This window comes from Kocuria sp. CPCC 205261, from assembly GCF_040981025.1.
In the GTDB taxonomy this organism is placed as follows: domain Bacteria; phylum Actinomycetota; class Actinomycetes; order Actinomycetales; family Micrococcaceae; genus Kocuria; species Kocuria marina.
Window position 1 is genome coordinate 76,656 of the sequence record NZ_JAVKPU010000009.1, and the last position, 25,737, is coordinate 102,392.

Consider the following 25,737-nt stretch of genomic DNA (forward strand, 5'->3'; position numbering starts at 1 on the left):
GGGGTCATGACTTCCTCCACCGGCATGACCCCCGATCTCGACTCCGCCACCCGGCAGGCCCCCCGGCGCCTCGTGATCCTGGGGTCCACGGGATCCATCGGGACGCAGGCGCTCGACGTCGTGTCCGAGGCCGCGGGGCTGCGCCGGCCCGTCTCGGATGCCACCCACGAGCCCTTCGAGGTCGTGGCGCTCGCCGCGGGCGCGGGTCACCTCGAGCTGCTCGCTCAGCAGGCCGTGACGTTCGGTGTCCGTGCGGTGGGCACGAGCGGTACGGCGGACGACGCCGCCCGGTTGCGTGAGCTGATCGCGGACCGGTCACGCGCGGCGTCGTCGGCGGCGCCCGAGGTCCTGTACGGGCCGGACGCTGCAACCCGGATCGCGCAGTGGGAGGGTTCGGACCTCGTGCTGAACGGGATCACCGGGAGCATCGGGCTCGCACCCACCCTGGCGGCGCTGGGAGCGGGTCGGCGGGTGGCGCTCGCGAACAAGGAGTCCCTGATCGCGGGCGGTCCGCTCGTGTTGCGCGCCGCGGCGGACACGGGCCTCGAGGACGCGCTGATCCCCGTGGACTCCGAACACTCGGCGATCGCCCAGGCCCTGCGCTCCGGGACGGCCTCCGAGGTGCGCCGGCTCGTGCTCACGGCGTCCGGCGGACCGTTCCGCGGCATGACGCGCGAGCAGCTCACGCGCGTGACACCCGAACAGGCCCTGCAGCACCCCACGTGGGACATGGGGGTCATGGTCACCACGAACTCCGCGACCATGGTCAACAAGGCACTGGAGGTGCTCGAGGCGAGCCTACTGTTCGACGTCCCCCTGGACCGGATCGACGTCACGGTGCATCCGCAATCGGTCGTGCACTCCATGGTGGAGTTCGTGGACGGATCCACCCTGGCGCAGGCGTCCCCGCCGGACATGCGCCTGCCCATCGCGCTCGGAATCGGCTGGCCCCACCGCGTGACCGGTGCCGCCGCGGGGTGCGACTGGACCCGGGCCGCACAGTGGACGTTCGAACCGCTCGATTCGCAGGTGTTCCCCGCCGTGGAGCTCATGAAGCACGCGGGTTCGCGCGGCGGGACGTGGCCCGCGGTGTTCAACGCCGCCAACGAGCAGGCCGTGCACGCGTTCCACCGCGGGGCGCTCGGCTTCACGCAGATCGTGGACATGGTCGAGCGTGTGCTGGAGGATCACGACGGCGTCACGCGGCCCACCCTTGAGGACGTCCTGGGGGCGGAGGAGTGGGCCCGGGCCCGCGCGGACGAACGTATCGCCGGGATGGCATAGGGCCCTTCCGGCGGTCGTCGGCCCATGGCAGGGCCATGCTAGAATTCCGGGTGGATGACGAGATCCGGCGCGTAGCTCTGGCTGGCCGGACGGCAACCCTCTCCCGTAGCGGGGTGCCCCAGATGACCATCCGGTCGCGGTTGCAACAGATCACGGCAAGTGCGGTTCCCCGGAAATCAGCACGTACCCGTCCCTGTGCCCTCATCCAGGGGGGACTGTTCGCCCCGCGAGTCCCCGTCACAGACCCCTGGAAAGGCATGATCATGCGAACCAAGCGTTTGATTCCCGTCGTGTTGGCCACCACCCTGGGCCTCACCCTCACCGCGTGCGGCGGCGGCTCCGAAAACTCGGACCCGGCCGCGGACGGCAAGATCACCGTCGGGATCGTGGGCTCGACCCCTGTGCAGGAAGCGTTGAAGCAGGTCGCCGCGGACAACGACATCACGGTCGAGTACGTGGACTTCAGTGACTACAGCCAGCCGAACCCCGCTCTGAAGAGCGGTGACATCGACATGAACTGGTTCCAGCACATCGCGTACCTCGCCGATTACAACAACAACGCCGGGGACACCATCACTCCCGTGGGCTCCACGTCCATCTTCCCGCTGGGGCTGTACTCCAAGAGCGTGAAATCCGTGGGTGACTTCAAGCAGGGTGACGAGATCGCCGTGCCGAACGACTCGATCAACCTGTCCCGCGCCCTGAACCTCTTGCACCAGCAGGGTCTCGTGGAGTTCACCAAGGACACGATCGCCCCCACCGAGCAGGACATCGACACCGCCAAGTCCAAGGTCACGGTCCGCCCGGTCTCCGCCGAGCAGACCGTGCTGTCCATGGACTCCGTGGCCGCCTCCGTGGTCAACAACGACTTCCTGGACCGCGCGAACATCGATCCCAAGTCCGCGCTGGCTCAGGACGATCCCACCGCGGACAGCGCCAAGGTGTACGACAACCTCTTCGCCGCGACCGAGGCGAACGCGGACAACGAGACCCTGAAGAAGGTCGCGAGCTTCTACTACGACGACAAGGTCCAGGACGCGGAGAAGACCGAGACCAAGGGCACCGCGGTGCCCACCAAGGTGGATCAGCAGGAGCTCAAGGACTTGCTGGCCCGCTACTCGCAGGACCTCAAGGAGCAGACCAAGTGAGCCCGTCCGCCACGGCGGACACCCTGGTCAGTTTCCGGGACGTGAGCAAGGTCTTCGTCACGGGGTCCAAACGCCGCCCGCGCACCGTGACCGCGGTGGACTCCGTGGACCTGGACATCCGCCGCGGTGAGATCTTCGCGGTGATCGGCTACTCGGGGGCGGGCAAATCCACCCTCGTGCGGCTGATCAACGGCCTGGAACCCATCTCGTCCGGGACGCTCGAGGTCGCCGGTAACCGTGTGGACGGGCGCAGCGAATCCCAGCTGGCGCCCATCCGCCGCAAGATCGGGATGATCTTCCAGCAGTTCAACCTGTTCACGTCACGCACAGTGGCGGGCAACATCGATTACCCGCTCAAGCGTGCCGGGTGGAAGCCCGAGGAACGCAAGGCGCGGGTCGCGGAACTGTTGGAGTTCGTGGGCTTGACCGAGCGCGCCGGGAACTACCCCGAGCAGCTCTCGGGTGGTCAGAAGCAGCGCGTGGGGATCGCCCGCGCGCTCGCGAGCAATCCCGAACTGCTGCTCGCGGACGAGTCCACCTCGGCGTTGGACCCGGAGACCACCCAGGAGGTCCTGGGTCTGCTCAAGCGCGTCAACCGTGAGCTGGGGATCACCATCGTGTTGATCACCCACGAGATGGACGTGGTGCGGGCCACCGCGGACCGCGTGGCCGTGATGGACAGCGGTCGTGTGGTGGAGACCGGGACCACCGCGGAGGTCTTCGCCCACCCGCGGGCGCAGACCACGCGCAAGTTCGTCTCCTCGGTCATGCGCACCGTGCCGCGCGCGGACGAGATCGAGAAGCTGCGCCGGGAACACCCCGGGCGGCTCGTGCTGGTGGACGTCACCGACCAGAACCGGATCGGGGACGTGCTCTCGGACGCCGCCCGTGACGGTGTCAGCTTTAACATCGCCTTCGGGGGGATCTCCATCCTGCAGTCACAGTCCTTCGGAACGCTCACGCTGTCCCTGACCGGTTCGGACGAGTCCGTGGACCGCGCCGTCGAGAGTCTGCGCGCCGTCACCACGGTGCGGGAGGTGAGTGAGTGATGGAGTGGTCTGCTCTGGGCCCGCAGTTGCTGGACGCAACCGGGCAGACGCTGTATATGGTCTCCGTGACCCTTGTGCTGGCCGGGCTCATCGGCCTGGCCGTGGGTATGGGGCTCTACGTGACCCGGCGGGGCAGCATCCTGGAGAACGGTCCACTGTTCACCGCGCTGAACCTCCTGGTGAACTTCGTGCGTCCCATCCCGTTCATCATCCTGCTGGCCGCCCTGGGTCAGGTCACGGAATCGGTCGTGGGCACGCGCCTGGGCCCCAACGCCGCGATCTTCACCATGACCATCGGCGCTACGTTCGCGGTGGCCCGCATCGTGGAGCAGAACCTCATGACGGTGGATCCCGGGGTGATCGAGGCCGCGCGGTCCATGGGGGTCTCGCGCTGGAAGATCATCACCACGGTAATCCTGCCGGAGGCGCTCGGCCCGCTCGTGCTGGGGTACACGTTCCTGGTCATCGGCATCACGGACATGTCCGCGATGGCCGGTGCGATCGGTGCCGGCGGTCTGGGTGACTTCGCGTTGCGCCTGGGCTATCAGCGCTTCAACGACCAGGTCACGTGGGCCGCGGTGATCGTGATCATCATCCTGGTCCAGCTCGTGCAGTTCTTCGGCAACTGGCTCGCGCGCAGGATCATGCGACGCTGACGCTCACGCGCCCCGTACCATGGCGACGCCGCCCCCGGAACATTCCGGGGGCGGCGTCGTGTTCGGCGCATCACGTGCGGCTGTAGCACGTGGGAGGAGTGGGGCACAATGGACAGTGCAACATCGCGGGGCGCGCGTCACGGGCCCCGGACGCCACTTCCTTGGGAGGCAATTCGTGACCTCGGTCAATCTCGGTATGCCCGCCGCGCCCCAACCGGTGCTCTCGCCCCGGCGCAAGACCCGCCAGATCCAGGTGGGTTCGGTGGGTGTGGGGTCGGAGCACCCGATCAGCGTCCAGTCGATGACCACGACCCCCACCACGGACATCAACGCCACGCTGCAGCAGATCGCCGAGCTCAACGCCGCCGGTTGCGACATCGTGCGGGTGGCGTGCCCGTCCCAGGACGACGCCGACGCCCTGCCCATCATCGCCATGAAGTCCCCGATCCCGGTGATCGCGGACATCCACTTCCAGCCCAAGTACGTCTACGCCGCGATCGACGCCGGGTGCGCCGGTGTGCGCGTGAACCCGGGCAACATCCGCCAGTTCGACGACCAGATCGAGGGCATCTCCCGTGCGGCGGAGGCCGCGGGCGTGTCCATTCGGATCGGCGTGAACGCGGGCTCCCTGGACAAGCGCCTGCTGCAGAAGTACGGCAAGGCCACCCCGGAGGCGCTCGTGGAGTCCGCCGTGTGGGAGGCCTCGCTGTTCGAGGAGCACGACTTCCACGACTTCAAGATCTCCGTCAAGCACAACGACCCCGTGACCATGGTGCGCGCCTACCAGTTGCTCGCCGAGCGCGGGGACTGGCCGCTGCACCTGGGTGTCACCGAGGCCGGCCCGGCCCTGCAGGGCACCGTCAAGTCCGCGACCGCCTTCGGCATCCTGCTCGGTCAGGGCATCGGGGACACCATCCGCGTGTCCCTGTCCGCGCCTCCGGTCGAAGAGGTCAAGGTGGGCAATCAGATCCTGCAGTCGCTTGGGCTGCGCCCGCGCAAGCTCGAGATCGTCTCGTGCCCCTCGTGCGGGCGCGCGCAGGTGGACGTCTACAAGCTCGCCGAGGAGGTCAACGAGGGCCTGGCCCACCTGACCGTGCCGCTGCGCGTGGCCGTGATGGGCTGCGTCGTCAACGGCCCGGGGGAAGCCCGCGAAGCGGACCTGGGCGTGGCCTCGGGCAACGGTAAGGGCCAGATCTTCGTGCGCGGTGAGGTCATCAAGACCGTTCCCGAGGACCAGATCGTGGAGACCCTGCTCGCCCAGGCCAACGAGATGGCCGAGAGCATGGAATTGGACGAGAACGGCCAGCCGGTCGAGGGCGCGCCGGTCGTGACCGCCGGGTGAGCCTGCGCCGCGCCCCGCGGGTGCTCTCACCCGCCGCCGTGAACCAGTCGGCACTGGACCGCCTGCTGGCGCGGCACGCGGTGTCCGGGGTGTTCGTCGCGGCGCACGTGGCCCGGATCCGGGCCGCCCGCGGTCGGCGGCAGCCGCCCGTGATCGGTGTGGTGGACTCCTCCGGCGAGCTCGTGGGCGCGTGCTGGGCGGGAACCAACGTGGTCCCCGTGGTGCTCGACCAGACCGGGACGGACCTCGTCGCGGACGTCCTGGCCCGCGGCGGGCCCCGCTTCGCCTCGTTCTTCGGTCCCGCAGATCCTGTGCTCGGACTGTGGGAACGATTGCGGGACACGTGGCCCGAACCCTTCGACGTCCGTCCCGTGCAACCGCTGCTCGTGATGGACCGTGATCCCGCACCCGAGTTGTTCACGGGGCCCGCCCGCGATGTGCGATGGGCGCAGGACGAGGACTTCCCTCGCGTGCTGCCCGCGGCCGCGGCCATGTTCACCGAGGAAGTGGGGTACTCCCCCTTCACCACCGGGGCGGAGGGTTACCGCCAGCGAGTGCGCTCCCTCGTGCGCGATCGCAGGACCGCGGTGCTCACCGACGAGCACGGCACCGTGATCTTCAAGGCGGACATCGGGTCGCTGCACGGGTCCGTGTGCCAGATCCAGGGCGTGTGGGTGGACCCCGAGTACCGGGGGAGGGGACTGGCCGTGCCGTGTATGGCCGCGACCGTGGCGCTCGCCCGGCAGTACGTCCCGACCGTGAGCCTCTACGTGAACTCGTTCAACGCACCCGCCCTGGCCACATACCGCCGAGTGGGTTTCCGGCGGCACGGGGATTTCGCCACGGTCCTCCTGTGAGCCCCCGGGCCCGGCGTGCGCCGGTGCCGCGCAGCGATAGACTCGCGGGGATACCCGCCGCTTCGATCGTTCCCTTCACGGGTGGATAGGATCCCTTCATGCCCCTTCGCCTGAGTTCCTTGTTCCTGCGCACGCTGCGCGAAGACCCCGTGGACGCAGACGTGGACAGCCACAAGCTCCTGGTGCGCGCCGGGTACATCCGCCGCGCGGCGCCCGGGATCTACACGTGGTTGCCCCTGGGGCTGAACGTCCTGGGAAAGGTCGAGCGGATCGTGCGCGAGGAGATGAACGCGATCGGCGCCCAGGAGGTGCACTTCCCGGCGCTGTTGCCGCGCGAACCCTACGAGGCCACCAACCGCTGGACCGAGTACGGTGAGAACCTTTTCCGGCTGCAGGACCGCAAGGGCGCGGACTACCTGCTCGCGCCCACGCACGAGGAGATGTTCACGCTGCTCGTGAAGGATCTTTACTCGTCCTACAAGGACCTCCCGGTCTCGCTGTACCAGATCCAGACCAAGTACCGGGACGAAGCCCGCCCCCGCGCGGGTCTGCTGCGCGGGCGGGAGTTCATCATGAAGGACTCCTACTCGTTCGACATCGACGACGCGGGGTTGGACGAGTCCTACGCCAAGCACCGCGCGGCGTACGTGCGGATCTTCGAACGCCTCGGCCTGCCGGTCGTGGCCGTGTCCGCGACCTCGGGGGCCATGGGCGGATCCCGGTCCGAGGAGTTCATGCACCCCTCGTCCGTGGGTGAGGACACCTTCGTGCGCTCGGCTGGAGGCTACGCCGCGAACGTGGAAGCCGTGACGACGGTGGTCCCGGAACCGATCGACTACGCGGACGCTCCTGCGGCCCAAGTGCACCGCACCCCCGCGAGCCCCACGATCGAGACGCTTGTGGAGCGCTCCAACGAGTTGCACCCCCGCGAAGGCGAGCCGTGGACCGCCGCGGACACGCTCAAGAACGTCGTGCTGTCCGTCTCGTTGCCCGGTGGTAAGCGTCAGCTCGTGGCCGTGGGCGTTCCCGGGGACCGCGACGTGGACCTCAAGCGCGTGGAAGCCGGGATCGGTGAGGCCCTCGGACAGGGCGGTGAACTCGAGGTCGCCGCCGCGACCGAGGACGAGCTGCGTGCCGTGCCCGAACTCGTCAAGGGCTACATCGGTCCGGGTCTGAGCCGCGACGACGCCCTGCTCGGTTCCGCGTCCCGCACGGGCATCCCGTACTTCGTGGACCCCCGCGTGGTGCCGGGCACCTCGTGGATCACCGGCGCGAACGTGGCCGAGACCCACGTCTACCACCTGGTCGCCGAGCGCGACTTCACGTGGGACGGCACCCTCGAGGCTTGCACCGTGCGTGACGGGGACCCCGCACCGGACGGTTCCGGGCCCCTCGAGATCGCGCGTGGCATGGAGATGGGCCACGTCTTCCAGCTCGGGCGCAAGTACGCCGATGCCCTCGGGCTCAGGGTGCTGGACAGCAACGGCAAACTCGTGACCGTGACCATGGGCTCCTACGGTGTGGGCGTGACCCGCGCGCTCGCGGCTGTGGCGGAGTTCTACCACGACGACAAGGGCCTGTTGTGGCCGCGCGACCTCAGCCCCGCGGACGTCCACGTGGTGGCCACGGGCAAGGGCACGGAGGTGCTCGAGGCCGCGGAGGAGATCGTCGCGCACCTCGAGGACGCCGGGATCAGCGTCCTGTTCGACGACCGTCCCAAGGTCTCCCCGGGTGTGAAGTTCGGCGACGCCGAGCTGCTGGGCGTACCCACCGTGCTCGTGGTGGGCCGCGGGCTCAAGGACGGGATGCTCGAGCTCAAGGACCGCCGCAGCGGGCAGTCCCGGGACATCGCGCGCGATGACGTGGTTGCCGAACTCACCGCCGAACTGCGCGGATCGGACACCCCCGCGGACGACACCCTGTAGTCCCGGCCCGGGTGTTCCGTCATGGACCTGTCCTCCCTCGCGGGCTCCGGTCTGGACTCCGCCGCCTCCGGCTTCGTCGTGCTGCTGGTGCTCACGGGTTTCGCCGCGGGGTTCATCGACGCCGTGGTGGGCGGTGGAGGGTTGCTCCAACTGCCCGTGATGCTGCTGATCCCGGGCATCACACCGGTCCAGGCGCTCGCGACGAACAAGATGGGCTCGGTCTTCGGCACGACCACGTCCGCGGTGACGTTCTACCGTCGTATCCACCCGGACCTGCGCACCGCGCTGCCCATGGCCGTCGTGGCCCTCGTCGCGTCGGGGGCGGGTGCGGCCGTGGCCGCCACACTCCCGGCCGCGGTGTTCAAGCCGATCATCGTGCTCGCGCTGATCGCCGTGCTCGTGTTCACGGTGGCCAAGCCGTCCATGGGTCAGCTCACCGCGCTGCGACACACCGGCGCGCGGCACTACGGACTGGCTGTCGCGCTGGGCGCCCTGATCGGTTTCTACGACGGCGTCATGGGCCCGGGAACGGGGTCGTTCCTGATCATCGGGCTCGTATCGTTACTGGGCTACAGCTTCCTCGCGGCGAGCGCGAAGGCCAAGATCGTCAACCTGGCCACGAACGTCGGCGCCATCGCGGTCTTCGCGGCGCACGGTTCCGTCCTGTGGGGGCTAGGTCTCGTGCTCGGGCTCAGCAACATGGCCGGGGGTTACCTCGGCGCACGCACCGCGGTGGCCCGGGGCAGCGCGTTCATCCGCGTGGTCTTCTTCACGGTGGTCACGGTGTTGATCGCCAAGCTCGGGTGGGACGTCCTCACGGGTCGCTGACCGGCGCGTGCGCCGCGCGTCAGTCCCTCCCCGGCAGGGCGGGCACCGGGTGTTCGGGGTCCAGGCGCTGCGCTGCGACGGCCGTCTCCAGCAGCGCCGTGAGCAGCCAGTCCCGGTCCTCGGGCGACGACGCCCCCACGGCGGACACGAGGGCGGCGCTCGCCTCGCGCAGTGTCCCGCCCACCGCTCGGGTGGGGTCCTCCGCGAAGCCGGCGGGCAGGACGTGACCGCCCGCGACGGGTGCGGGATCGCACGACAACATCGGAGTCACCGCCGGCTCACGCAGCGTGGCATCGAGCGTGTCCGTGACCGCGTCCATGGTGCCCCTCTGTGCGGCGTCGGCCGGGATCCGCGCAGCGGCCGCCTCGGCGGTGAACCGCGCACGGTCCAGGGCCGTGACCGCGGCGAGCTGCGCAGGTTCGCACGACGACGCCGCGTCGTCGTCGGTGTCCCCGCCGTCCCCTTCCTTGGTGGGTACTTTCGATGCCGCGGGGGAACCGGCCCCCGAACCCGTCTCGCTCTCTTCTGTTCGGCGTGCGGTGGGGTCCGCGCCAGCCGGCGGTGGCTCCGCCGCCCACCACGACGCCGCGACGCTCGCGGCGGTGGCCGCTAGCTCCCCGTTCGGCGAGGTCCTGGCGACGTCCTCGAGCCAGGCTGCGGCGTCGGCCAGTGAACTCGGCGGGGCCCCGGTACCGCGTGCCTCGAGGTGGCGGGCCTGGGAGGGAGTTGCCGCCGGACCGAACGCGGCCTCCTGATCCGCCAGGACGGCGTCGGGAAGGACCGAGGGATCGGGGTGCAGGTCCGTGCGCACGGAGGCGACGGTCGCGCGCGCGCCGAGGCGTGCGGCGTCGTCGTCGGACAACGAACGCCAACGAGCCCACGAACCCGCGGCGAGCACGAGCACCAGGGCCAGGGTGAGCGCCTCGGCCAGGACGCGCCAGGCGCGGGCGGGAGGTGCGGGCGGGCGAGAACTCACGAATTCCTCCGGGGGACGGGTCTGTTCCATGATAGGGAGCAGCACGCAGGACGAACGCGGCGCGGTGACCCCGCGAGCCGCACGAGGAGGACGGACATGACGACAATGGACGAGGCGCGCATCCGCGCGAGCGTGGAACCGGTGGTCGAGGCCGCCGGGCTCTTCCTGGAACAGTGCGAGTTCACGGGCCAGGGCGGGAACCGAACGCTACGCGTGCTCGTGGACCTGCCGGACGGTACGGACTCGCTGAGCCTGGACCGCGTGGCGGAGGTGGCGCGGCAGGTCTCCGACGCCCTGGACCGTGACGACCCCGTGCCCGGCCCGCCCTACGAACTCGAGGTGTCCTCGCCGGGGGCCACGCGCGACCTGGAGACGCCGCGGCACTGGCGGCGCAGCGTGGGTCACCTCGTGCGGATCCGGCCCGCGGAGGGGGAGCGCTACTCGGCGCGGCTGCTCGAGGCGCACGAGGACCACGCCGTGGTCCAGCGCTGGCACCAACCCAAGAAGGGAATGCCGGTGAAGTACCTGGACCCCGAGCGCGTGGCCTACGTGGACGTGCGCGGTGCCAAGGTGGAGGTGGAGATCTGACGTCCCCGCGGGATGTACGATAGCCGGAAGAACACGAGACAGACCCATGCAGCAGCGCTCCGCACCCCGCGTGCGGCGCGCTGTTTGGTTCTCGGCCCCGAATACGGTGCGGAACCCCCGCGTGGTGCGAAGGAAGGCCGGACACATGGACATCGACATGAGCACCCTGCGCTTGCTGGAACGCGAGCGCGACATCCCCGTGGACGTGCTGATCCCCACGATCGAACAGGCCCTGCTGCTCGCGTACATGCGCTCGCCGGGGGCCATCAACGGCGCCCGTGCCGAGGTCGATCGTCGCAGTGGACACGTGACCATCTGGGCTCCCGAGCTGGACGAGAACGACGAGCGGGTGGGCGAGTTCGACGACACCCCGTCCGGTTTCGGTCGTATCGCCGCCGCGACCGCGCGCCAGGTCATCCTGCAGAAACTGCGCGACGTCGAGGACGACAACGTCCTGGGTCACTTCAAGGGCCGCGAGGGGGAACTCGTCTCCGGTCAGATCCAGCAGGGCAACAACCCCAAGATGGTCCAGGTGAACCTGGGCACCGTGGAGGGACTGCTGCCGCCGCACGAGCAGGTCCCCGGGGAGCGTTACGAGCACGGTCAGCGGATCCGCGCGTTCGTCGTGGAGGCCAAGCGCGGGTTCAAGGGCCCGTCCATCACGCTGTCCCGCTCCCACCCGGATCTGGTGCGCCGACTGTTCGAGATGGAGGTCCCCGAGATCGCGGACGGTTCCGTGGAGATCGTGACCCTGGCGCGCGAGGCCGGGCACCGCACGAAGATGGCCGTGGCCGCCAAGCGCCCCGGGGCCAACGCCAAGGGCGCGTGCATCGGTGACATGGGTTCGCGCGTGCGCGCGGTGATGAACGAGCTCGGAGACGAGAAGATCGACATCATCGACTACTCGAACGATCCCGCCCGGTTCATCGGCAACGCCCTGTCCCCGGCACGGGTGTCCCGGGTGAACGTGCTGGACGAGGGTGCCCGTTCCGCGCGCGCCGTCGTCCCGGACGCCCAGCTGTCCCTCGCGATCGGCAAGGAGGGGCAGAACGCCCGCCTGGCCGCGCGGCTCACGGGGTGGCGCATCGACATCGTCCCCGAATCCCGCGCGACGGATCGCTGAACACCCCCAGGATTCGGGGGAATCCCGCGCGGCGCGCTAGACTTTGCTCTGATCAGGTCGACCATCGTCCTTCCGCGCGGTTCCGTGCCGCCTGAAAACCGGACGACGGGTCATGAGGAGCGGGGATGAGCGTCAACAGTCTTCGTACCTGTGTGGGGTGCCGAGAGGTGAGCCCCCCTGATCAACTCGTCCGCGTGACGATGGAGGACACACCGCAGGGCCCCCGGGTCGTGGCGGATCTTCACCGCCGAGCGGGAGGCCGAGGAGCCTGGGTGCACGCCACCCGGCAGTGCGTTGCCACCGCGGTGCGCAAACGGGCGTTCCATCGCTCGTTCCGTACCGCCGTGACCACGGACGACCTCGAGCAACAGCTGCGCGTCCTCCTGCCGGTGCAGGAGGACGAACACCAGGAAAGCGAGTCAAAAGCCCATGGAAAACCGATGAGTGCCGGCCGATGAGTGCCTTCGAGTACTCAACCCGCGGCCACGCGGGACGCACATGTGCGTCCGGTGGCCACGTCAACGGAAAATAAGCGGTTCGTACCTGTTTCGGTGCGGACCGAGACAGGAGAACAGTGGCCAAGCCCCGTGTCCACGAGCTCGCCAAAGAGCTCGGAATCACGTCCAAGGAAGCTATTTCCAAACTTCAGGAACTCGGCGAATTTGTTCGCGGAGCGTCCTCCACGGTGGAACCACCCGTGGCCAAGAAGCTGCGTTCGGCGTACCCCGCCGGTGGCGATTCCGCCGCGCAGTCCAAGAACTCCGCTGGCGGCAACTCCGGCAAGCCCGCGCAGCAGGGCGCCAGGAAGCCCGCGGAGAAGTCCTCCGAGCCCAAGCCCGGAGGCAGAGTCCAGTCCAAGCCCGCCGGTTCCGACGCCGCGGCCAAGCCCGTTGCCGGATCCGCCGCGCCGACCCCGGGTGCCCCCAAGGCCCCCGCGAAGTCGGCGTCCGAGCCCCAGGCCTCCGAGACCCCGGTCGCGAAGCCCGCTGCCTCCAAGCCCGCTGCCTCCGACTCGGCCACGCCGCGCAGTGCGGCGACCCCAGGCCCCCGTGCCAATGCCCCCAAGCCCGGTAGTGCCAAGCCGGGTCAGTCCGCACCGCGTCCGGGGAACAACCCGTTCGCGTCCCAGCAGGGCATGGGCCGCGGTTCCGACGGTGGTCAGCGTGCGCCGCGCCCCGGCCAGCAGCGCTCGGCCAAGCCCGGAGCACCGCGTCCCGGTAACAACCCGTTCGCGTCCCAGCAGGGGATGCGCTCGAGCAATGCCGGTCAGGGCGGCCCCCGTCCCGGTGGTCCCCGTCCGGGTGCCCCCCGTCCCGCTCAGGCGGGCCAGGGTGGCCCGCGTCCCGGTGCGCCCCGTCCCGGTGCACCGCGAACGGGTCAGGGCGGCCCCCGTCCCGGTGGACCCCGCCCCTCGCCGAACATGATGCCCGGTCACACCACGGGTGTGGCCCCGATCGGTAGCCGCCCGGCACCCGGTGGGGGACCCCGCCGCGGTGGTGGCGCCGGCGGTGGTGGTGCCGGTGGCGGCGGTGGTTTCCGCGGCCGCGGTGGCCGCGGTGGCACGCAAGGTGCCTTCGGTCGCGGTGGTGCCCGCGGCAAGCACCGCAAGTCGAAGCGGGCGAAGCGCCAGGAACTCGAGCAGATGAGCGCACCCGCCGTTGGCGGCGTGTCGGTTCCCCACGGCGACGGCAGCACTGTGGTGCGGCTGCGCCGCGGTGCCTCGCTCATGGACTTCGCGGAGAAGATCAACGCGAACCCGGCGTCGCTCGTGACCGTGCTCATCCACCTGGGTGAGATGGCCACGCAGACCCAGTCCCTGGACGAGGACACCTTCCAGCTGCTGGGTGCCGAGCTCGGCTACCAGATCCAGGTGGTCTCCCCGGAGGACGAGGAGCGCGAGCTGCTCGAGTCCTTCGACATCGACCTCGAGGCGGAACTGGAGGCTGAAGGCGAGGACGTCCTGGCACCGCGCCCGCCGGTGGTCACCGTCATGGGTCACGTGGACCACGGTAAGACCCGCCTGCTGGACGCGATCCGTAACACCAAGGTGATCGAGGGTGAGGCCGGCGGCATCACCCAGCACATCGGTGCGTACCAGATCTCCACCGAGGTGGACGGTCAGGAACGGCTCATCACGTTCATCGACACCCCGGGTCACGAGGCGTTCACCGCGATGCGTGCCCGTGGCGCGCAGGTCACGGACATCGCCGTGCTCGTGGTCGCCGCGGACGACGGCGTGATGCCGCAGACCGTCGAGGCGCTCAACCACGCCCAGGCGGCGAACGTGCCGATCGTGGTGGCCGTGAACAAGGTCGACAAGCCGGACGCCAACCCGGAGAAGATCCGCGGTCAGCTCACCGAGTACGGCCTGGTGCCCGAGGAGTACGGCGGCGACACCATGTTCGTGGACGTCTCCGCCCGCGAGAACCTGCACATCGACGACTTGCTGGACGCCATCGTGCTCACGGCGGACGGCGCTCTGGAACTGCAGGCGAACCCGGACAAGAACGCCCGCGGCGTCGCCATCGAAGCCAACCTGGACAAGGGCCGCGGTGCGGTGTGCACCGTGCTGGTCCAGTCCGGCACGCTCACCGTGGGCGATTCGATCGTGGCCGGTGCCGCGTACGGTCGCGTGCGTGCCATGTTCGACGAGATGGGCCGCACCGTGGAGGCGGCGCTGCCGTCCCGCCCGGTGCAGGTGCTGGGTCTGTCCTCCGTGCCGCGCGCGGGTGACACGTTCCTGGCCACCCAGGAGGAGCGCACCGCGCGTCAGATCGCCGAGAAGCGTGAGGCCGCGGACCGCAATGCCCAACTCGCCAAGCGCCGCAAGCGGATCACGCTCGAGTCCTTCGACGAGGCCGTGGCCGAGGGCAAGATCGACACCCTCAACCTCATCATCAAGGGTGACGTGTCCGGTGCCGTGGAGGCGCTCGAGGACTCGCTGCTCAAGATCGACGTGGGCGAAGAGGTCCAGCTGCGGGTCATCCACCGCGGCGTGGGCGCGATCACCCAGAACGACGTCAACCTGGCCACGGTGGACAACGCCGTGATCATCGGCTTCAACGTTCGTCCCGCCGAGCGCGTGACGGACCTGGCCGAGCGCGAGGGCGTGGAGATGAAGTTCTACTCCGTGATCTACAACGCGATCGACGACGTCGAGAGCGCGCTCAAGGGCATGCTCAAGCCGGAGTACGAGGAGGTGGAGCTCGGTACCGCCGAGATCCGCGAGGTCTTCCGCTCGTCCAAGTGGGGCAACATCGCCGGTGCGTACATCACCAAGGGTGTGGTGCGCCGCAACGGCAAGGCCCGCCTGGTGCGCGACGGCAACGTGGTGCAGGACAACCTCACCATCGATTCGCTGCGCCGGTTCAAGGACGACGCCACCGAGGTGCGAGAGGGTTACGAGTGCGGTATCGGACTCGGTTCCTTCAACGACATCCGCGAGGGCGACCTCATCGAGACCTGGGAGATGCGCGAGAAGCCGCGCGACTGACGGGTCCCCGCGGCCGGTGCACTCACGCGAGCGCACCGGCCGCGACCACGTGACAGCGGGTCCGGGTGCCCGTGTGATTCCCACGAGATCACGCGGGCACCCCGCCCGCACCGCGATCCGTTCCGTGATGGGCGGATCGCACCGGGTGGCGCGTCACGGCGCACCACCCCCGCACAGTGCAACGCCCCGGCGTTGCCCGGACACGAGGAGTACCACCATGGCCGACGCCGCCCGCGCCGCTCGACTGGCCGATCGCATCAAGGTGATCGTGGCCCAGGCGCTCGAACGCAGGATCAAAGACCCCCGGGTGGGTTTCGTGACCGTCACGGACGCGCGGGTCACCAACGACCTGCAGCATGCGACCGTGTACTACACCGTCTACGGGGACGAGACGCAGCGTCAGGAGACCGCGCGGGCCCTGGAGTCCGCCAAGGGCATCCTGCGCTCCGAGGTGGGTAGGAACATCACCGCGCGCCTGACCCCCACGCTCACCTTCGTCGCGGACGAGATCCCCGCGGACGCCGCACGTCTCGAGTCGCTGCTGCGCACCGCGCGTGAGAAGGACGCCCAGGTGGCTGAACAGGCCCAGGGCGCTCAATACGCCGCGGGGGATGACGCCTACCGCACGTCCGACGCGGATGACGAAGCCCCCGAGAGCCGGTCGCGGGACTGACCCGGTGACCGATCGCCAGCAGATTCCGAGCCCGGCACCCTCGCTCCCGAGGGCGGCCGGGCTCGTCGTCGTGGACAAACCGCTCGGCTGGACCTCGCACGACGTCGTCTCACGCATGCGCCGCCTCGCGGGGACCCGCAAGGTGGGTCACGCGGGCACGCTGGACCCCGCGGCGTCGGGCGTGCTGGTCGTGGGGGTCGAGAAGGCCACCAAGCTGCTGACCTACGTCACGGGCACGGACAAGACGTACCGGGCGAGCATCCGCCTGGGTGCCGCGACCGTGACCGACGACGCCGAGGGGGACGTCACGAGCACGGCCGCGCCCGAGCGGCTCGCCGCGCTCACCGATGACGCCGTCCTGGCCGCGGTCGCCGAGCTGACCGGTGAGATCCAGCAGGTCCCGTCCGCGGTCAGCGCGATCAAGGTGGACGGGCAGCGCTCGTACGCCCGCGTGCGCAAGGGCGAGGACGTGGAGCTGCCCGCGCGACCGGTCACCGTCCACGAGTTCACGGTGCACGGGATCTCCCGCGAGCCGACCGACGCTGAGCCCACCGCGGTGGATGTCGATGCGACCGTGACGTGCTCCTCCGGGACGTACATCCGCGCCCTCGCGCGCGACCTCGGGGAGGCCCTGGGCGTGGGCGGGCACCTCACGGCGCTGCGGCGCACGCGCGTGGGGTCGTTCACGCTCGAGCAGTCGCACACGCTCGACGAGCTCACGGAGCAGGTGCGCGCCGGCGGCACGGTCTCGACGCTGCCGATCGACGACGCCGCCCGCGGACTGTTTCCCGTGCGCGAGCTCACCGCCCGGGAGGCCACGGACCTGTCGCACGGGCGCAGGATCGCCGCGACGCAGGTTCATCCTGGCGGCGCTTCGCAGACCGACGGCGCCGCGTCTCGTTCCGGGGCAGGCGCCGGCGACAAGGCATCCGCCGGCGACGCCGCGGCGTCGGGATCCGAGCCGGCCGGGGGATTCCGGGCGGAGCTGCCCGTCGCATGCTTCGCACCGGACGGGACACTCGTGGCCCTCGCCGAGGACCGCGGCCCCGCCGACCGCCGATACACGACGTCGGTGCTCGGGATCGCGGCGGGGGTGACGTTCACGGCTGCCGCGGCGCCGGATGATACAGGCGTGGAAATACCCGGGGCGGGTGACCCCGGAGCGGGACAGGACGGAACCAAGCGAACGGAACGGACGCACGACTGATGCTGTGGGGTTATGACGGGTGGTTCTGGGCATCGGTGGTCCTGGGTGCGCTCTCGTGCGTGATCTGCCTCGTGCAGGCCGCGCGCGGACGTGCGCCGGACGACTTCTCCCAGGGTTCCGTGCTCGTGCTCGAGGCATTCCTGCTGGTCTACGCGGTGGGCTCGGTGTTCCTGCCCGTGCTGGGTCCGGATCCCTCCGGGAGCCTGCTCGAGTACTGGGGCTACTTGCTCACGGCGCTGCTGATCCCCGCGGGGACGTTCGTGTGGTCCCTCGTGGAACGCTCGCGGTGGTCCACCCTCATCCTGGCCGCCGCCGGTCCCGTGATGGCCGTGATGGTCTACCGCATGAACTTCATCTACTACTACCAGTGACGCCGCAGCGGCCGGGACGGGCCGCCGGGGGAAGGACGAGCATGGCTGAGCCCTCACGCACCACGCTGCAGAACCGTTTCGGGCGGTCGGGGCCCCGGGCGGGATCCGACCGGAAGAACTCGGGGTTCGGGCGGCTGCTGATCGTGGTGTACGCCGTCTTCTCGCTCTCCGCGGGGGTGCGCTCGCTCTACCAGCTCGCCACCGAGTTCTCCGCGGCCCCGCTCGCGATCATCCTGTCCACGATCTCCGCCGCGATCTACGTCCTGGCGACGATCGCCTTGGCCAAGTCCGGTCCGGGCTGGCACAGGGTCGCCACGGTGGCCGTGGTCGTGGAGCTCGTGGGTGTGCTGGGCGTGGGCCTGCTCAGTGTCCTGGAACCGCAGTTGTTCCCCAAGGCGAGCGTGTGGTCCCACTTCGGTGCCGGTTACGGCTACGTGCCGCTCGTGCTCCCGATCGTGGGGCTCGTGTGGTTGTGGCTGACACGGCCCTCCCGGCGGAGCGGTAGGCTCTAGACGTCGCCCGCACACACCCTGACCACGCAGAAGACATCAAGGAGAACAGTGATTCGCTGGAGAAGCCTGGACGAGGTCACCCCGGGATTCGGTCCCTCCGTGGTGAGCATCGGCAACTTCGACGGTGTCCACCGCGGTCATCAACACGTGTTCGCGCGGCTGCTCGAGACCTCCCGGCGTCTCGAGGCCCGCTCCGTGGTCGTGACCTTCGATCCGCACCCGGCTCTCGTGCACCGGCCCGAATCTCACCCCGGACTCATCATGGGTCTCGAGGACAAGCTCGACGCCCTTGAGGCCACAGGCGTGGACGCCGTCCTCGTGCTGCCGTACAGCCTCGAGTTCTCCGAGCTGAGCCCCGAGGAGTTCGTGGTCGACTACCTCGTGAAACCGCTGGGCGCGGTGTGTCTCGTGATCGGGTCGGACGTCCGGCTCGGGCGTGACAACACGGGGGACCTGCCGGTGATCAGGGAGCTCGGCCGTGAACACGGCTTCGAGGTCGAGGTCGTGGACGACGTCGCGGGCCTGGTCCCCGAGGACTCGGATGCACTCAACGGTCTAGTGGGCTGGAGCGACGACCGTCGCTGCTCGTCCACGTGGGTGCGCTCGTGCCTCGAGGCGGGGGACATCCGCGGTGCTGCCAAACTGCTCGGCCGGCACCACCGCATGCGCGGGGAAGTGGTGCACGGGGCCGCACGCGGGCGTGAACTGGGCTTCCCCACGGCCAACCTGGCACCCGAGGCCACGGGGTTCATCCCGGCGGACGGGGTCTACGCGGGCTGGCTCGTGGACCAGGACGGCATCCGCTGGCCCACGGCGATCTCCGTGGGGTCGAATCCCACGTTCGACGGTGTGAACCGCCAGGTCGAGGCCCACGTGATCGACCGCCCGGACGAGGCCGTGGAGGACTTCGACCTCTACGGGCAGACCGTGGTGGTCGAATTCGTGGAACGCCTGCGCGGGATGGTGGCCTACCGGGGGATCGACGCGCTCGTGTCCCAGATGCGCGACGACGTGAATCGGTCCCGCGACATCCTGCGGGAACAGGCGCGCGGGACCGACTGAGCTCACCCGGTGGGGCTGATCACATCTCCTCGTGCACGGAGGGGTCGAACCCCGAACCGCTGATGCCGGTGTGCAGCATGCGCACCCGTTCCATCTGCTCGTCCGTGAGTTCCCATTCGAACACGTCGATGTTCTCCGCCATGCGCTCGGTGTTCGAGGACTTGGGGATCGCCACGATGCTCGACTGCACGTGCCAGCGCAGCGCCACCTGGGCCGGGGTGCGTCCCACCTTGCGTGCGATCTCCACGAGCCACGGGTCCTGCAGGAGGTCCGTCTTGCGCCCCAGCGGGGACCACGCCTCGGTGAGGATCTTGTGCTCCTCGTGGAACGCCCGCAGGGTCTCTTGCTGGTACTGCGGGTGCAGCTCCACTTGGTTGACCACGGGCATCTCCCCGGTCTCCCGCTCCAGGCGCAGGAGGTGCTCGGGCAGGAAGTTGGACACACCGATCGAACGGATGAGGCCCTCGTCGCGCGCGGCCATCATGGCGCGCCACGTGTCCACGTACCGGTCCACGCTGGGGTTGGGCCAATGGATCAGGTAGAGGTCCAGGTAGTCCGTGCCGAGCCGTTCGAGCGTGCCCTCAAGTGACCGCCGCACGCTGTCCGTACCGTGATCCCGGCCCGGGAGCTTGGACGTGAGGAACAGGTCCGAGCGGGGGATGTCGCAATAGCGCACACCGAGGCCCACGCCGCGTTCGTTGCCGTAGTTCACCGCGGTGTCGATGAGCCGGTAGCCGCGCCACACGGCCTCGGGGATCAGGGCCTCGGCCTCGGCGTCGTCCATGGGGTACGTGCCGAACCCCAGCCGGGGGATCTCGTGACCGTCGCGCAGCACGTGCTTGGCGACGTCCGGGGCGGCGTCCTTCAGGTCCTTGGTCTTGTCGTCACTCATGCGTTCCTCGTTCTTCTCGACGTGTGGGTGGCTGGACGGGCGGGAGCCCGCCGAGCAGTTCGGTCACGGCCTGGGCACTGATCCGGGCCACGATGTCCAGTTCCATATGGAACTGCTGGTCCGCGGCGGGACCGCACAGGTCCGAGATCGCGCGCACGGCCAGGAAGGGCACGCCACGGTCGTGGCACACGTGCGCGAGGGCCGTGGTCTCCATGTCCGTGCTCAGGGCCTCGGGGAACACCTCGCGGGTCGCCCCCACGTTGCGCGCCGTGACGAACGCGCCGCCCGAGAGCATCGTCCCGCGCCACGCGGCGTAGCCCTCTGCGGCCGCGAGGCTGCTCGCGGCCGTCACGAGCTCCGACGACGCCGCGAAGGCCGGGGGCATCCCGGGCACCTGGCCCGGTTCGTACCCGAAGGCGGTCGCGTCCGCGTCCGCGTAGCGGAACTCGGTGCCGATCACCAGGTCACCGACGTTGACGTCCGCGCGCAGGCCCCCGGCGGAACCGGCGGAGATCACGGCGCTCGGTTCGAACCGTTCCAGCATCGCGCTCAGGGTCGACGCGGCATTGACCAATCCGATCCCGGTGCGCACCACGAGCACGGGGCGCCCCGCGGCCTCGACGGCATACAGCTCGGCACCGCCGATCACGTGGGGGTTCTCGCAGCGGGAGTCGGCGTCCGCGAGGAACGGTTCGGCCTCCTCCGCCATGGCGACCACGACGGCCGGTGCGCCCACGCACGCGGCGAACCGTGCGGCGTCGTCCGTCACCGCGTGACCTCGTCCCAGTGCTCGCGTTCGGCCAGGAATCCGCGCACCGCGTCCTGGGCGGCCTCGAGGCTGTGGTTGGCGCCCCAGCCGCACTGCACCTCGTTCGCGGCCGGGACTTCGTCCGCCTCGAGGATGTCCCGGAACGTGCGCTCGAGCAGGCGCTCGAACTCCTCGGTCTCCACTCCCAGCATGAGCGCGTAGAAACCGGTCTGACAGCCCATGGGGGAGAAGTCGATCAGGGCGTCCGTGTGATTGCGCATGTGCTCCGCGGTGAGGTGCTCGATCGAGTGTACTGCCGGCATCTCCAGGTGCGCCTGGTTGGGCTGGGTGAAGCGGACGTCGTACTTCACGAGGGTGTCACCACCCGGCAGTTCCTTCCGATCCGCGATCCGCACGTAGGGGGCGGCCACGCTGCGGTGGTCCAGGTTGAATGATTCGACGTTCATCTTCTGCATGCCCCCATTGTTCCAGGTCGGTCCCGCTTCGCACGTCCGGGGCGCTCCCGAGGGGCGGCGACGTCGCTCCCGTTGGACGGCGCTGGCCCTCCCGCGGGATTGCGACGGCGCTGCCGCACCGTGGGGGTGCGGGGCCCTGCAGCGGTGCGCCGCGCCGTCGTCCGCCGAGTGGTGACGGCCCTTACGGTGCCCCGGCGGAGGATCGGTTAGGATGGACGCTGGTCTGACTGCGGTCCGTGGCGGTCCGACCCCGGGAGCTCGCTCCCGGACCCCGGGCGAGAATCTCACGCACCGGGCGGTCACGGTACTGACTCGAGGAGTTACACATGGCCCTGGATGCCACGATCAAGAACCAGATCATCACCGAGTACGCGACGCACGAGGGTGACACCGGTTCGCCCGAGGTGCAGATCGCGGTGCTGTCCCGTCGGATCTCCGATCTGACCGAGCACCTGAAGATGCACAAGCACGACCACCACACCCGCCGTGGCCTCATGGCCCTGGTGGGACGGCGTCGTCGCATGCTGGACTACCTGCGTCGCACCGACATCGCCCGCTACCGTGCGCTCATCGAGCGCCTCGGCCTGCGCAAGTGATGTGACCGGTTCCCCGTGCCCCTGTCGGAGCGCGGGGAACCGCCGCAACCGGCGCTGTTCGTGACGAACACCGCCACCCGGACCGCGTGTCCGGACAATCCAACGAGAAATCACGTCATGGCGTGACCGCGCTGCATGTCGCGGTCCTCGACAGTGGCCTTCGCAACGCTCACGCGCTGCGAGCGCCTCGATCGAAGACCGGTGTGTCGCGCGGATCGCGCACCACGAAGAAACGGAGGTGACCCTTGGAGGGTCCCGAAATCCAGAGTGCAGAAGCCGTTATCGACAACGGCTCGTACGGCAAGCGCGTCGTGCGCTTCGAAACCGGCCGACTCGCCCGCCAGGCCGCGGGTTCGGCCATGGTCTACATCGACGACGAGACCTCCATGCTCTCGGCCACGGCCGTGGGCAAGCACCCGCGGGAGGGCTTCGACTTCTTCCCGCTCACGGTGGACGTCGAGGAGCGGATGTACGCCGCGGGTCGCATCCCCGGTTCGTTCTTCCGCCGTGAGGGTCGCCCGTCCACGGACGCGATCCTCACGTGCCGTCTGATCGACCGCCCGCTGCGCCCCGCGTTCGGCAAGGGCCTGCGCAACGAGGTGCAGGTGGTCGTGACCGTCATGTCCATCGCCCCGGACGAGATCTACAACACCGTGGCGATCAACGCCGCGTCCATGTCCACGACCCTGTCCGGGCTGCCCTTCCAGGGCCCCGTGGGCGGCGTGCGCATGGCGCTCATGGCCCAGGAGAACGGTTCCCATCAGTGGATCGCGTTCCCTAAGCACTCGCAGCTGGAGAACGCCGTGTTCGACATGGCCGTGGCCGGCCGCGTGGTGAGCACCAAGGACGGCGGCTCGGACGTCGCGATCATGATGGTCGAGGCCGAGGCCACCGACAACGCCTGGGAGCTCATCAAGGGCCAGGGCGCGGTCGCACCGACCGAGGAGCTCGTGGCCGAGGGCCTCGAGGCCTCCAAGCCGTTCATCAAGGCCCTGTGCGACGCCCAGGCGGATCTCGCCTACCGCACCGCCAAGCCCGAGCTGGACCTGCCTCGCTTCGGCGGGTACGGGGACGACGCCGCCGAGGCCGTCAAGGACTTCGTGGGCGAGCGCATGGCGGAGGTCTACTCGATCGCCGGCAAGCAGGAGCGCGAGGCCGCGACCGACGAACTGCACCAGTCCACGCTGGCCGAGCTCACGGGCGAGGGCAAGGCCTTCGAGGGCCGCGCGGACGAGGTCAACGGTGCCTACCAGGCCCTGACCAAGCAGACCGTGCGCCAGCGCATCCTCAAGGACAAGGTGCGCATCGACGGCCGCGGTCTCACGGACATCCGTCAGCTCAGCGCCGAGGTGGACGTGCTCCCGCGCGTGCACGGTTCCGCGCTGTTCGAGCGCGGCGAGACCCAGATCATGGGTGTCACCACGCTGAACATGCTCAAGCTGGAGCAGCAGATCGACTCGCTGGCCCCGGTCAAGCACAAGCGTTACATCCACCACTACAACTTCCCCCCGTACTCCACGGGTGAGACCGGCCGCGTGGGTTCGCCCAAGCGCCGCGAGATCGGTCACGGCGCGCTCGCCGAGCGTGCGATCACGCCCGTGCTGCCCTCCCGGGAGGAGTTCCCGTACGCGATCCGTCAGGTCTCCGAGGCGCTGGGCTCCAACGGCTCCACGTCCATGGGTTCCGTGTGCGCGTCCACGCTGTCGCTGTACAACGCCGGTGTGCCGCTACGCGCTCCCGTGGCCGGTATCGCCATGGGCCTGGTCTCCGACACCGTCAACGGCGAGGTCCAGTACGCGGCCCTGACCGACATCCTCGGTGCGGAGGACGCGCTGGGTGATATGGACTTCAAGGTCGCCGGTACGTCCGAGTTCGTGACCGCGATCCAGCTGGACACCAAGCTGGACGGTATCCCCGCCTCGGTCCTGGCCTCGGCCCTGACCCAGGCCCGCGAGGCCCGGCTCTACATCCTGGACGTGCTGACCTCCGCGATCGACGCCCCGGACGAGATGAGCGAGTTCGCGCCGCGCGTGATCTCGGTGAACGTGCCCGTGTCCAAGATCGGTGAGGTGATCGGCCCCAAGGGCAAGATGATCAACCAGATCCAGGAGGACACCGGCACCGACATCTCCATCGAGGACGATGGCACCGTGTACATCGGCGCCACGGACGGCCCCTCCGCGGAGGCCGCACGCTCGGCGATCAACGCGATCGCCAACCCGCAGGTCCCCGAGGTGGGCGAGCGCTACCTGGGCACCGTGGTCAAGACCACCACGTTCGGTGCGTTCGTGTCCCTGACCCCGGGCAAGGATGGTCTGCTCCACATCTCCGAGATGCGCAAGCTCAACGACAGCAAGCGTGTCAACGAGGTCGACGACGTCGTGTCCGTGGGCCAGAAGGTCCAGGTGGAGATCACCAAGGTGGACGACCGCGGCAAGCTGTCCCTCGCGCCCGTCGTGGCCGAGTCCGAGGCCCCGGCCGAGTCCTCCGACGACGAGAACTGAGCAGAGGGTGTTCGTTACTAGATGACAGTTGTTCACCTTCCCCTGAGGGCGGGCGATCCCGCGGAGCACGTCTCCGGCGGGGCCGCCCGCCTTCGGGCCTATTCGGCCACGGCGCAGGCGCCGGGCTTCACCCACGTGGTGCACGACGACGCCGAGGGCGCCGTGATCATGCGCACCGTCCTGCCGTGCGGGACCAGGGTGCTCACCGAGAAGATGCCCGGGCAGCGTTCGGTGTCCGTGGGGTTCTGGGTGAGCCTGGGCTCGCGTGACGAGGCCCCGGGCATGCTCGGTTCCACGCACTTCCTGGAGCACCTGCTGTTCAAGGGCACCTCCCGGCGCAGTTCGCTCGAGATCGCGGAGGCCTTCGACCGCGTGGGCGGGGAGTCCAACGCGTTCACGGCCCACGAACACACGTGCTACCACGCACGGGTGCTCTCCGAGCAGTTGCCCATGGCGGTGGACGTGCTCGCGGACATGTTCACCGGTGCCGTCCTGGACCCCGAGGAGTTCGACCGCGAACGCGGTGTGATCCTCGAGGAGATCGCCATGGACCGGGACGATCCCACGGACTTCGCGTTCGAACAGTTCAACGCCGAGGTGCTCCACGGGTCCGCGCTCGCGCGGCCCATCGCGGGCACCCCCGAGGAGATCCGCTCCGTGACCCGTGACGCGGTGTGGCAGCACTACCGCGGCTCCTACCGCCCCGAGAACCTCGTGGTCACGGTGGCCGGGGGTCTCGACCACGACCGCGTCGTCGAACTCGTGCGCGAGTCCTTGGCCCGCGCGGGCTGGGACCCGGACGCGACCGGTCACGCCGGTGCCCGGCGGGACTCCTCGCCGGCGCAGCTGACGCCCCTAATGGGGACCCACACGTTCGAGCGCCCGGTCGAGCAGGCCCACGTGGTGCTGGGCGGCGCCGGACTGCAGTCGGGGGACGAGCGTCGCTTCGCGATGACCGTGCTCAACGCCGCCCTGGGTGGCGGGATGTCCTCGCGGTTGTTCCACACCATCCGGGAGCAGAAGGGGCTCGCGTACTCCACGTTCTCCTTCTCGGGCTCCTACTCGGACGCCGGGTTCTTCGGGATGTACGCGGGGTGCACGGGCGAGCGCGTGGACCAGGTCAGCGAGCTCATGCGCGCCGAGCTGGACCGGCTCGCCCAGGACGGGATGGATGCGGCAGAACTCGCGAAGGTCGAGGGCCAACTCAGCGGTGCCACGGTCCTCGCCCTCGAGGACACAGGGTCACGGATGTCCCGGCTGGGGTCCGCGGAACTGAAGACGGGCATCTTCATGGACGTGGACGAGTCCCTGCGGCGCATCCGCGCCGTGACGTCCGAGGACGTGCAGACACTGGCAGCGCAATTGTCCGCGGACGCCACGGTGCGCACCGTGGTGGGGCCGCACGCCGAGCAGAACCAGGAATGAGG

At 69.5% G+C, this 25,737-nt stretch carries 24 protein-coding genes and 1 riboswitch; of the genes, 20 read left to right on the top strand and 4 right to left on the bottom strand.

All coding sequences use genetic code 11. The features are described from left to right. Window positions 1–24: 24 nt before the first annotated feature. The 8 genes from dxr to RF646_RS10030 all read left to right on the top strand — a co-directional run bounded on the left by dxr (window position 25) and on the right by RF646_RS10030 (window position 9,089). On the top strand, window positions 25–1,284 hold the full coding sequence (gene dxr / locus RF646_RS09995) for a 1-deoxy-D-xylulose-5-phosphate reductoisomerase (protein ID WP_167319175.1): 1,260 nt from the start codon (window positions 25–27) through the stop codon (window positions 1,282–1,284). 53 nt (window positions 1,285–1,337) lie between these two features. After that, window positions 1,338–1,452, top strand: a riboswitch (SAM riboswitch). A 95-nt stretch (window positions 1,453–1,547) separates the two neighbouring features. Continuing rightward, the gene (locus tag RF646_RS10000; RefSeq protein WP_167318668.1) at window positions 1,548–2,432 is read left to right on the top strand and encodes a MetQ/NlpA family ABC transporter substrate-binding protein; all 885 of its coding nucleotides are present in this window, start codon (window positions 1,548–1,550) and stop codon (window positions 2,430–2,432) included. Further along, window positions 2,429–3,481, top strand: a complete 1,053-nt coding sequence (locus tag RF646_RS10005) for a methionine ABC transporter ATP-binding protein (RefSeq protein WP_035963527.1) — start codon at window positions 2,429–2,431, stop codon at window positions 3,479–3,481. Before RF646_RS10000 ends, RF646_RS10005 begins: the two co-directional genes overlap by 4 nt. Next, window positions 3,481–4,137, top strand: a complete 657-nt coding sequence (locus tag RF646_RS10010) for a methionine ABC transporter permease (protein ID WP_035963525.1) — start codon at window positions 3,481–3,483, stop codon at window positions 4,135–4,137. Before RF646_RS10005 ends, RF646_RS10010 begins: the two co-directional genes overlap by 1 nt. Before the next feature lie 175 nt (window positions 4,138–4,312). After that, the gene (ispG, locus tag RF646_RS10015) at window positions 4,313–5,479 is read left to right on the top strand and encodes a flavodoxin-dependent (E)-4-hydroxy-3-methylbut-2-enyl-diphosphate synthase (RefSeq protein ID WP_085106666.1); all 1,167 of its coding nucleotides are present in this window, start codon (window positions 4,313–4,315) and stop codon (window positions 5,477–5,479) included. Then, window positions 5,476–6,336 (top strand): GNAT family N-acetyltransferase, encoded by an 861-nt coding sequence (locus RF646_RS10020; RefSeq protein WP_085106667.1) that lies wholly within the window; start codon window positions 5,476–5,478, stop codon window positions 6,334–6,336. The genes ispG and RF646_RS10020 overlap by 4 nt, the downstream gene beginning before the upstream one ends. 98 nt (window positions 6,337–6,434) lie before the next feature. After that, the gene (locus RF646_RS10025) at window positions 6,435–8,261 is read left to right on the top strand and encodes a proline--tRNA ligase (RefSeq protein ID WP_368835882.1); all 1,827 of its coding nucleotides are present in this window, start codon (window positions 6,435–6,437) and stop codon (window positions 8,259–8,261) included. A 21-nt stretch (window positions 8,262–8,282) separates the two neighbouring features. Continuing rightward, on the top strand, window positions 8,283–9,089 hold the full coding sequence (locus RF646_RS10030; protein WP_035963513.1) for a TSUP family transporter: 807 nt from the start codon (window positions 8,283–8,285) through the stop codon (window positions 9,087–9,089). A 19-nt stretch (window positions 9,090–9,108) separates the two neighbouring features. Here RF646_RS10030 and RF646_RS10035 read toward each other — a convergent pair whose 3' ends face one another. After that, complete coding sequence (locus tag RF646_RS10035; protein ID WP_368835883.1) at window positions 9,109–10,065, bottom strand: hypothetical protein; 957 nt, start codon at window positions 10,063–10,065, stop codon at window positions 9,109–9,111. A 96-nt stretch (window positions 10,066–10,161) separates the two neighbouring features. Between RF646_RS10035 and rimP the strand changes: the two genes are divergently transcribed. The 9 genes from rimP (at window position 10,162) to RF646_RS10080 (ending at window position 19,094) form a co-directional block, all read left to right on the top strand. Next, window positions 10,162–10,653, top strand: coding sequence for a ribosome maturation factor RimP (rimP, locus tag RF646_RS10040; RefSeq protein WP_368835884.1), 492 nt, complete (start codon window positions 10,162–10,164; stop codon window positions 10,651–10,653). A 145-nt stretch (window positions 10,654–10,798) separates the two neighbouring features. After that, window positions 10,799–11,776, top strand: a complete 978-nt coding sequence (nusA, locus tag RF646_RS10045; protein WP_368835885.1) for a transcription termination factor NusA — start codon at window positions 10,799–10,801, stop codon at window positions 11,774–11,776. A gap of 125 nt (window positions 11,777–11,901) precedes the next feature. After that, window positions 11,902–12,234 (top strand): YlxR family protein, encoded by a 333-nt coding sequence (locus tag RF646_RS10050; RefSeq protein ID WP_368835886.1) that lies wholly within the window; start codon window positions 11,902–11,904, stop codon window positions 12,232–12,234. Between the two features lie 116 nt (window positions 12,235–12,350). Next, a complete protein-coding gene (gene infB / locus RF646_RS10055; RefSeq protein WP_368835887.1) occupies window positions 12,351–15,269 on the top strand; it encodes a translation initiation factor IF-2 in 2,919 nt (972 codons plus the stop codon). A gap of 217 nt (window positions 15,270–15,486) precedes the next feature. After that, window positions 15,487–15,942 (top strand): 30S ribosome-binding factor RbfA, encoded by a 456-nt coding sequence (rbfA, locus tag RF646_RS10060; protein WP_064845964.1) that lies wholly within the window; start codon window positions 15,487–15,489, stop codon window positions 15,940–15,942. A gap of 4 nt (window positions 15,943–15,946) precedes the next feature. Beyond that, the gene (gene truB / locus RF646_RS10065; protein ID WP_368835888.1) at window positions 15,947–17,149 is read left to right on the top strand and encodes a tRNA pseudouridine(55) synthase TruB; all 1,203 of its coding nucleotides are present in this window, start codon (window positions 15,947–15,949) and stop codon (window positions 17,147–17,149) included. Then, window positions 17,149–17,520, top strand: coding sequence for a hypothetical protein (locus RF646_RS10070; protein ID WP_368835889.1), 372 nt, complete (start codon window positions 17,149–17,151; stop codon window positions 17,518–17,520). The genes truB and RF646_RS10070 overlap by 1 nt, the downstream gene beginning before the upstream one ends. Window positions 17,521–17,561: 41 nt before the next feature. Continuing rightward, window positions 17,562–18,032: a hypothetical protein gene (locus tag RF646_RS10075; RefSeq protein WP_186317216.1), complete on the top strand. Its 471-nt coding sequence runs from the start codon at window positions 17,562–17,564 to the stop codon at window positions 18,030–18,032. A gap of 48 nt (window positions 18,033–18,080) precedes the next feature. Further along, window positions 18,081–19,094 (top strand): bifunctional riboflavin kinase/FAD synthetase, encoded by a 1,014-nt coding sequence (locus RF646_RS10080; RefSeq protein WP_368835890.1) that lies wholly within the window; start codon window positions 18,081–18,083, stop codon window positions 19,092–19,094. A 19-nt stretch (window positions 19,095–19,113) separates the two neighbouring features. On the opposite strand, the gene RF646_RS10085 is transcribed toward RF646_RS10080, so the two are convergent. From RF646_RS10085 to RF646_RS10095, 3 genes are read right to left on the bottom strand one after another with little or no spacing between them, the layout of a single operon-like run. Further along, complete coding sequence (locus tag RF646_RS10085; protein ID WP_368835891.1) at window positions 19,114–19,986, bottom strand: aldo/keto reductase; 873 nt, start codon at window positions 19,984–19,986, stop codon at window positions 19,114–19,116. Next, window positions 19,979–20,755: a 5'-methylthioadenosine/adenosylhomocysteine nucleosidase gene (locus tag RF646_RS10090; protein ID WP_260850672.1), complete on the bottom strand. Its 777-nt coding sequence runs from the start codon at window positions 20,753–20,755 to the stop codon at window positions 19,979–19,981. The genes RF646_RS10085 and RF646_RS10090 overlap by 8 nt, the downstream gene beginning before the upstream one ends. Beyond that, entirely contained in the window at window positions 20,752–21,210 is a 459-nt protein-coding gene (locus tag RF646_RS10095) for an S-ribosylhomocysteine lyase (protein ID WP_035963447.1), read from the bottom strand. Before RF646_RS10095 ends, RF646_RS10090 begins: the two co-directional genes overlap by 4 nt. Before the next feature lie 326 nt (window positions 21,211–21,536). On the opposite strand from RF646_RS10095, the gene rpsO reads away from it, so the two are divergent. From rpsO to RF646_RS10110, 3 genes are all read left to right on the top strand, one after another. Beyond that, on the top strand, window positions 21,537–21,806 hold the full coding sequence (gene rpsO, locus RF646_RS10100) for a 30S ribosomal protein S15 (protein WP_035963435.1): 270 nt from the start codon (window positions 21,537–21,539) through the stop codon (window positions 21,804–21,806). A gap of 245 nt (window positions 21,807–22,051) precedes the next feature. Beyond that, window positions 22,052–24,310 carry a polyribonucleotide nucleotidyltransferase gene (locus RF646_RS10105; protein WP_368835892.1) on the top strand — a complete coding sequence of 753 codons (2,259 nt, stop codon included), beginning with the start codon at window positions 22,052–22,054 and terminating at the stop codon, window positions 24,308–24,310. Window positions 24,311–24,331: 21 nt separating this feature from the next. Continuing rightward, window positions 24,332–25,735 (top strand): M16 family metallopeptidase, encoded by a 1,404-nt coding sequence (locus RF646_RS10110; protein WP_368835893.1) that lies wholly within the window; start codon window positions 24,332–24,334, stop codon window positions 25,733–25,735. Window positions 25,736–25,737 lie beyond the last annotated feature (2 nt).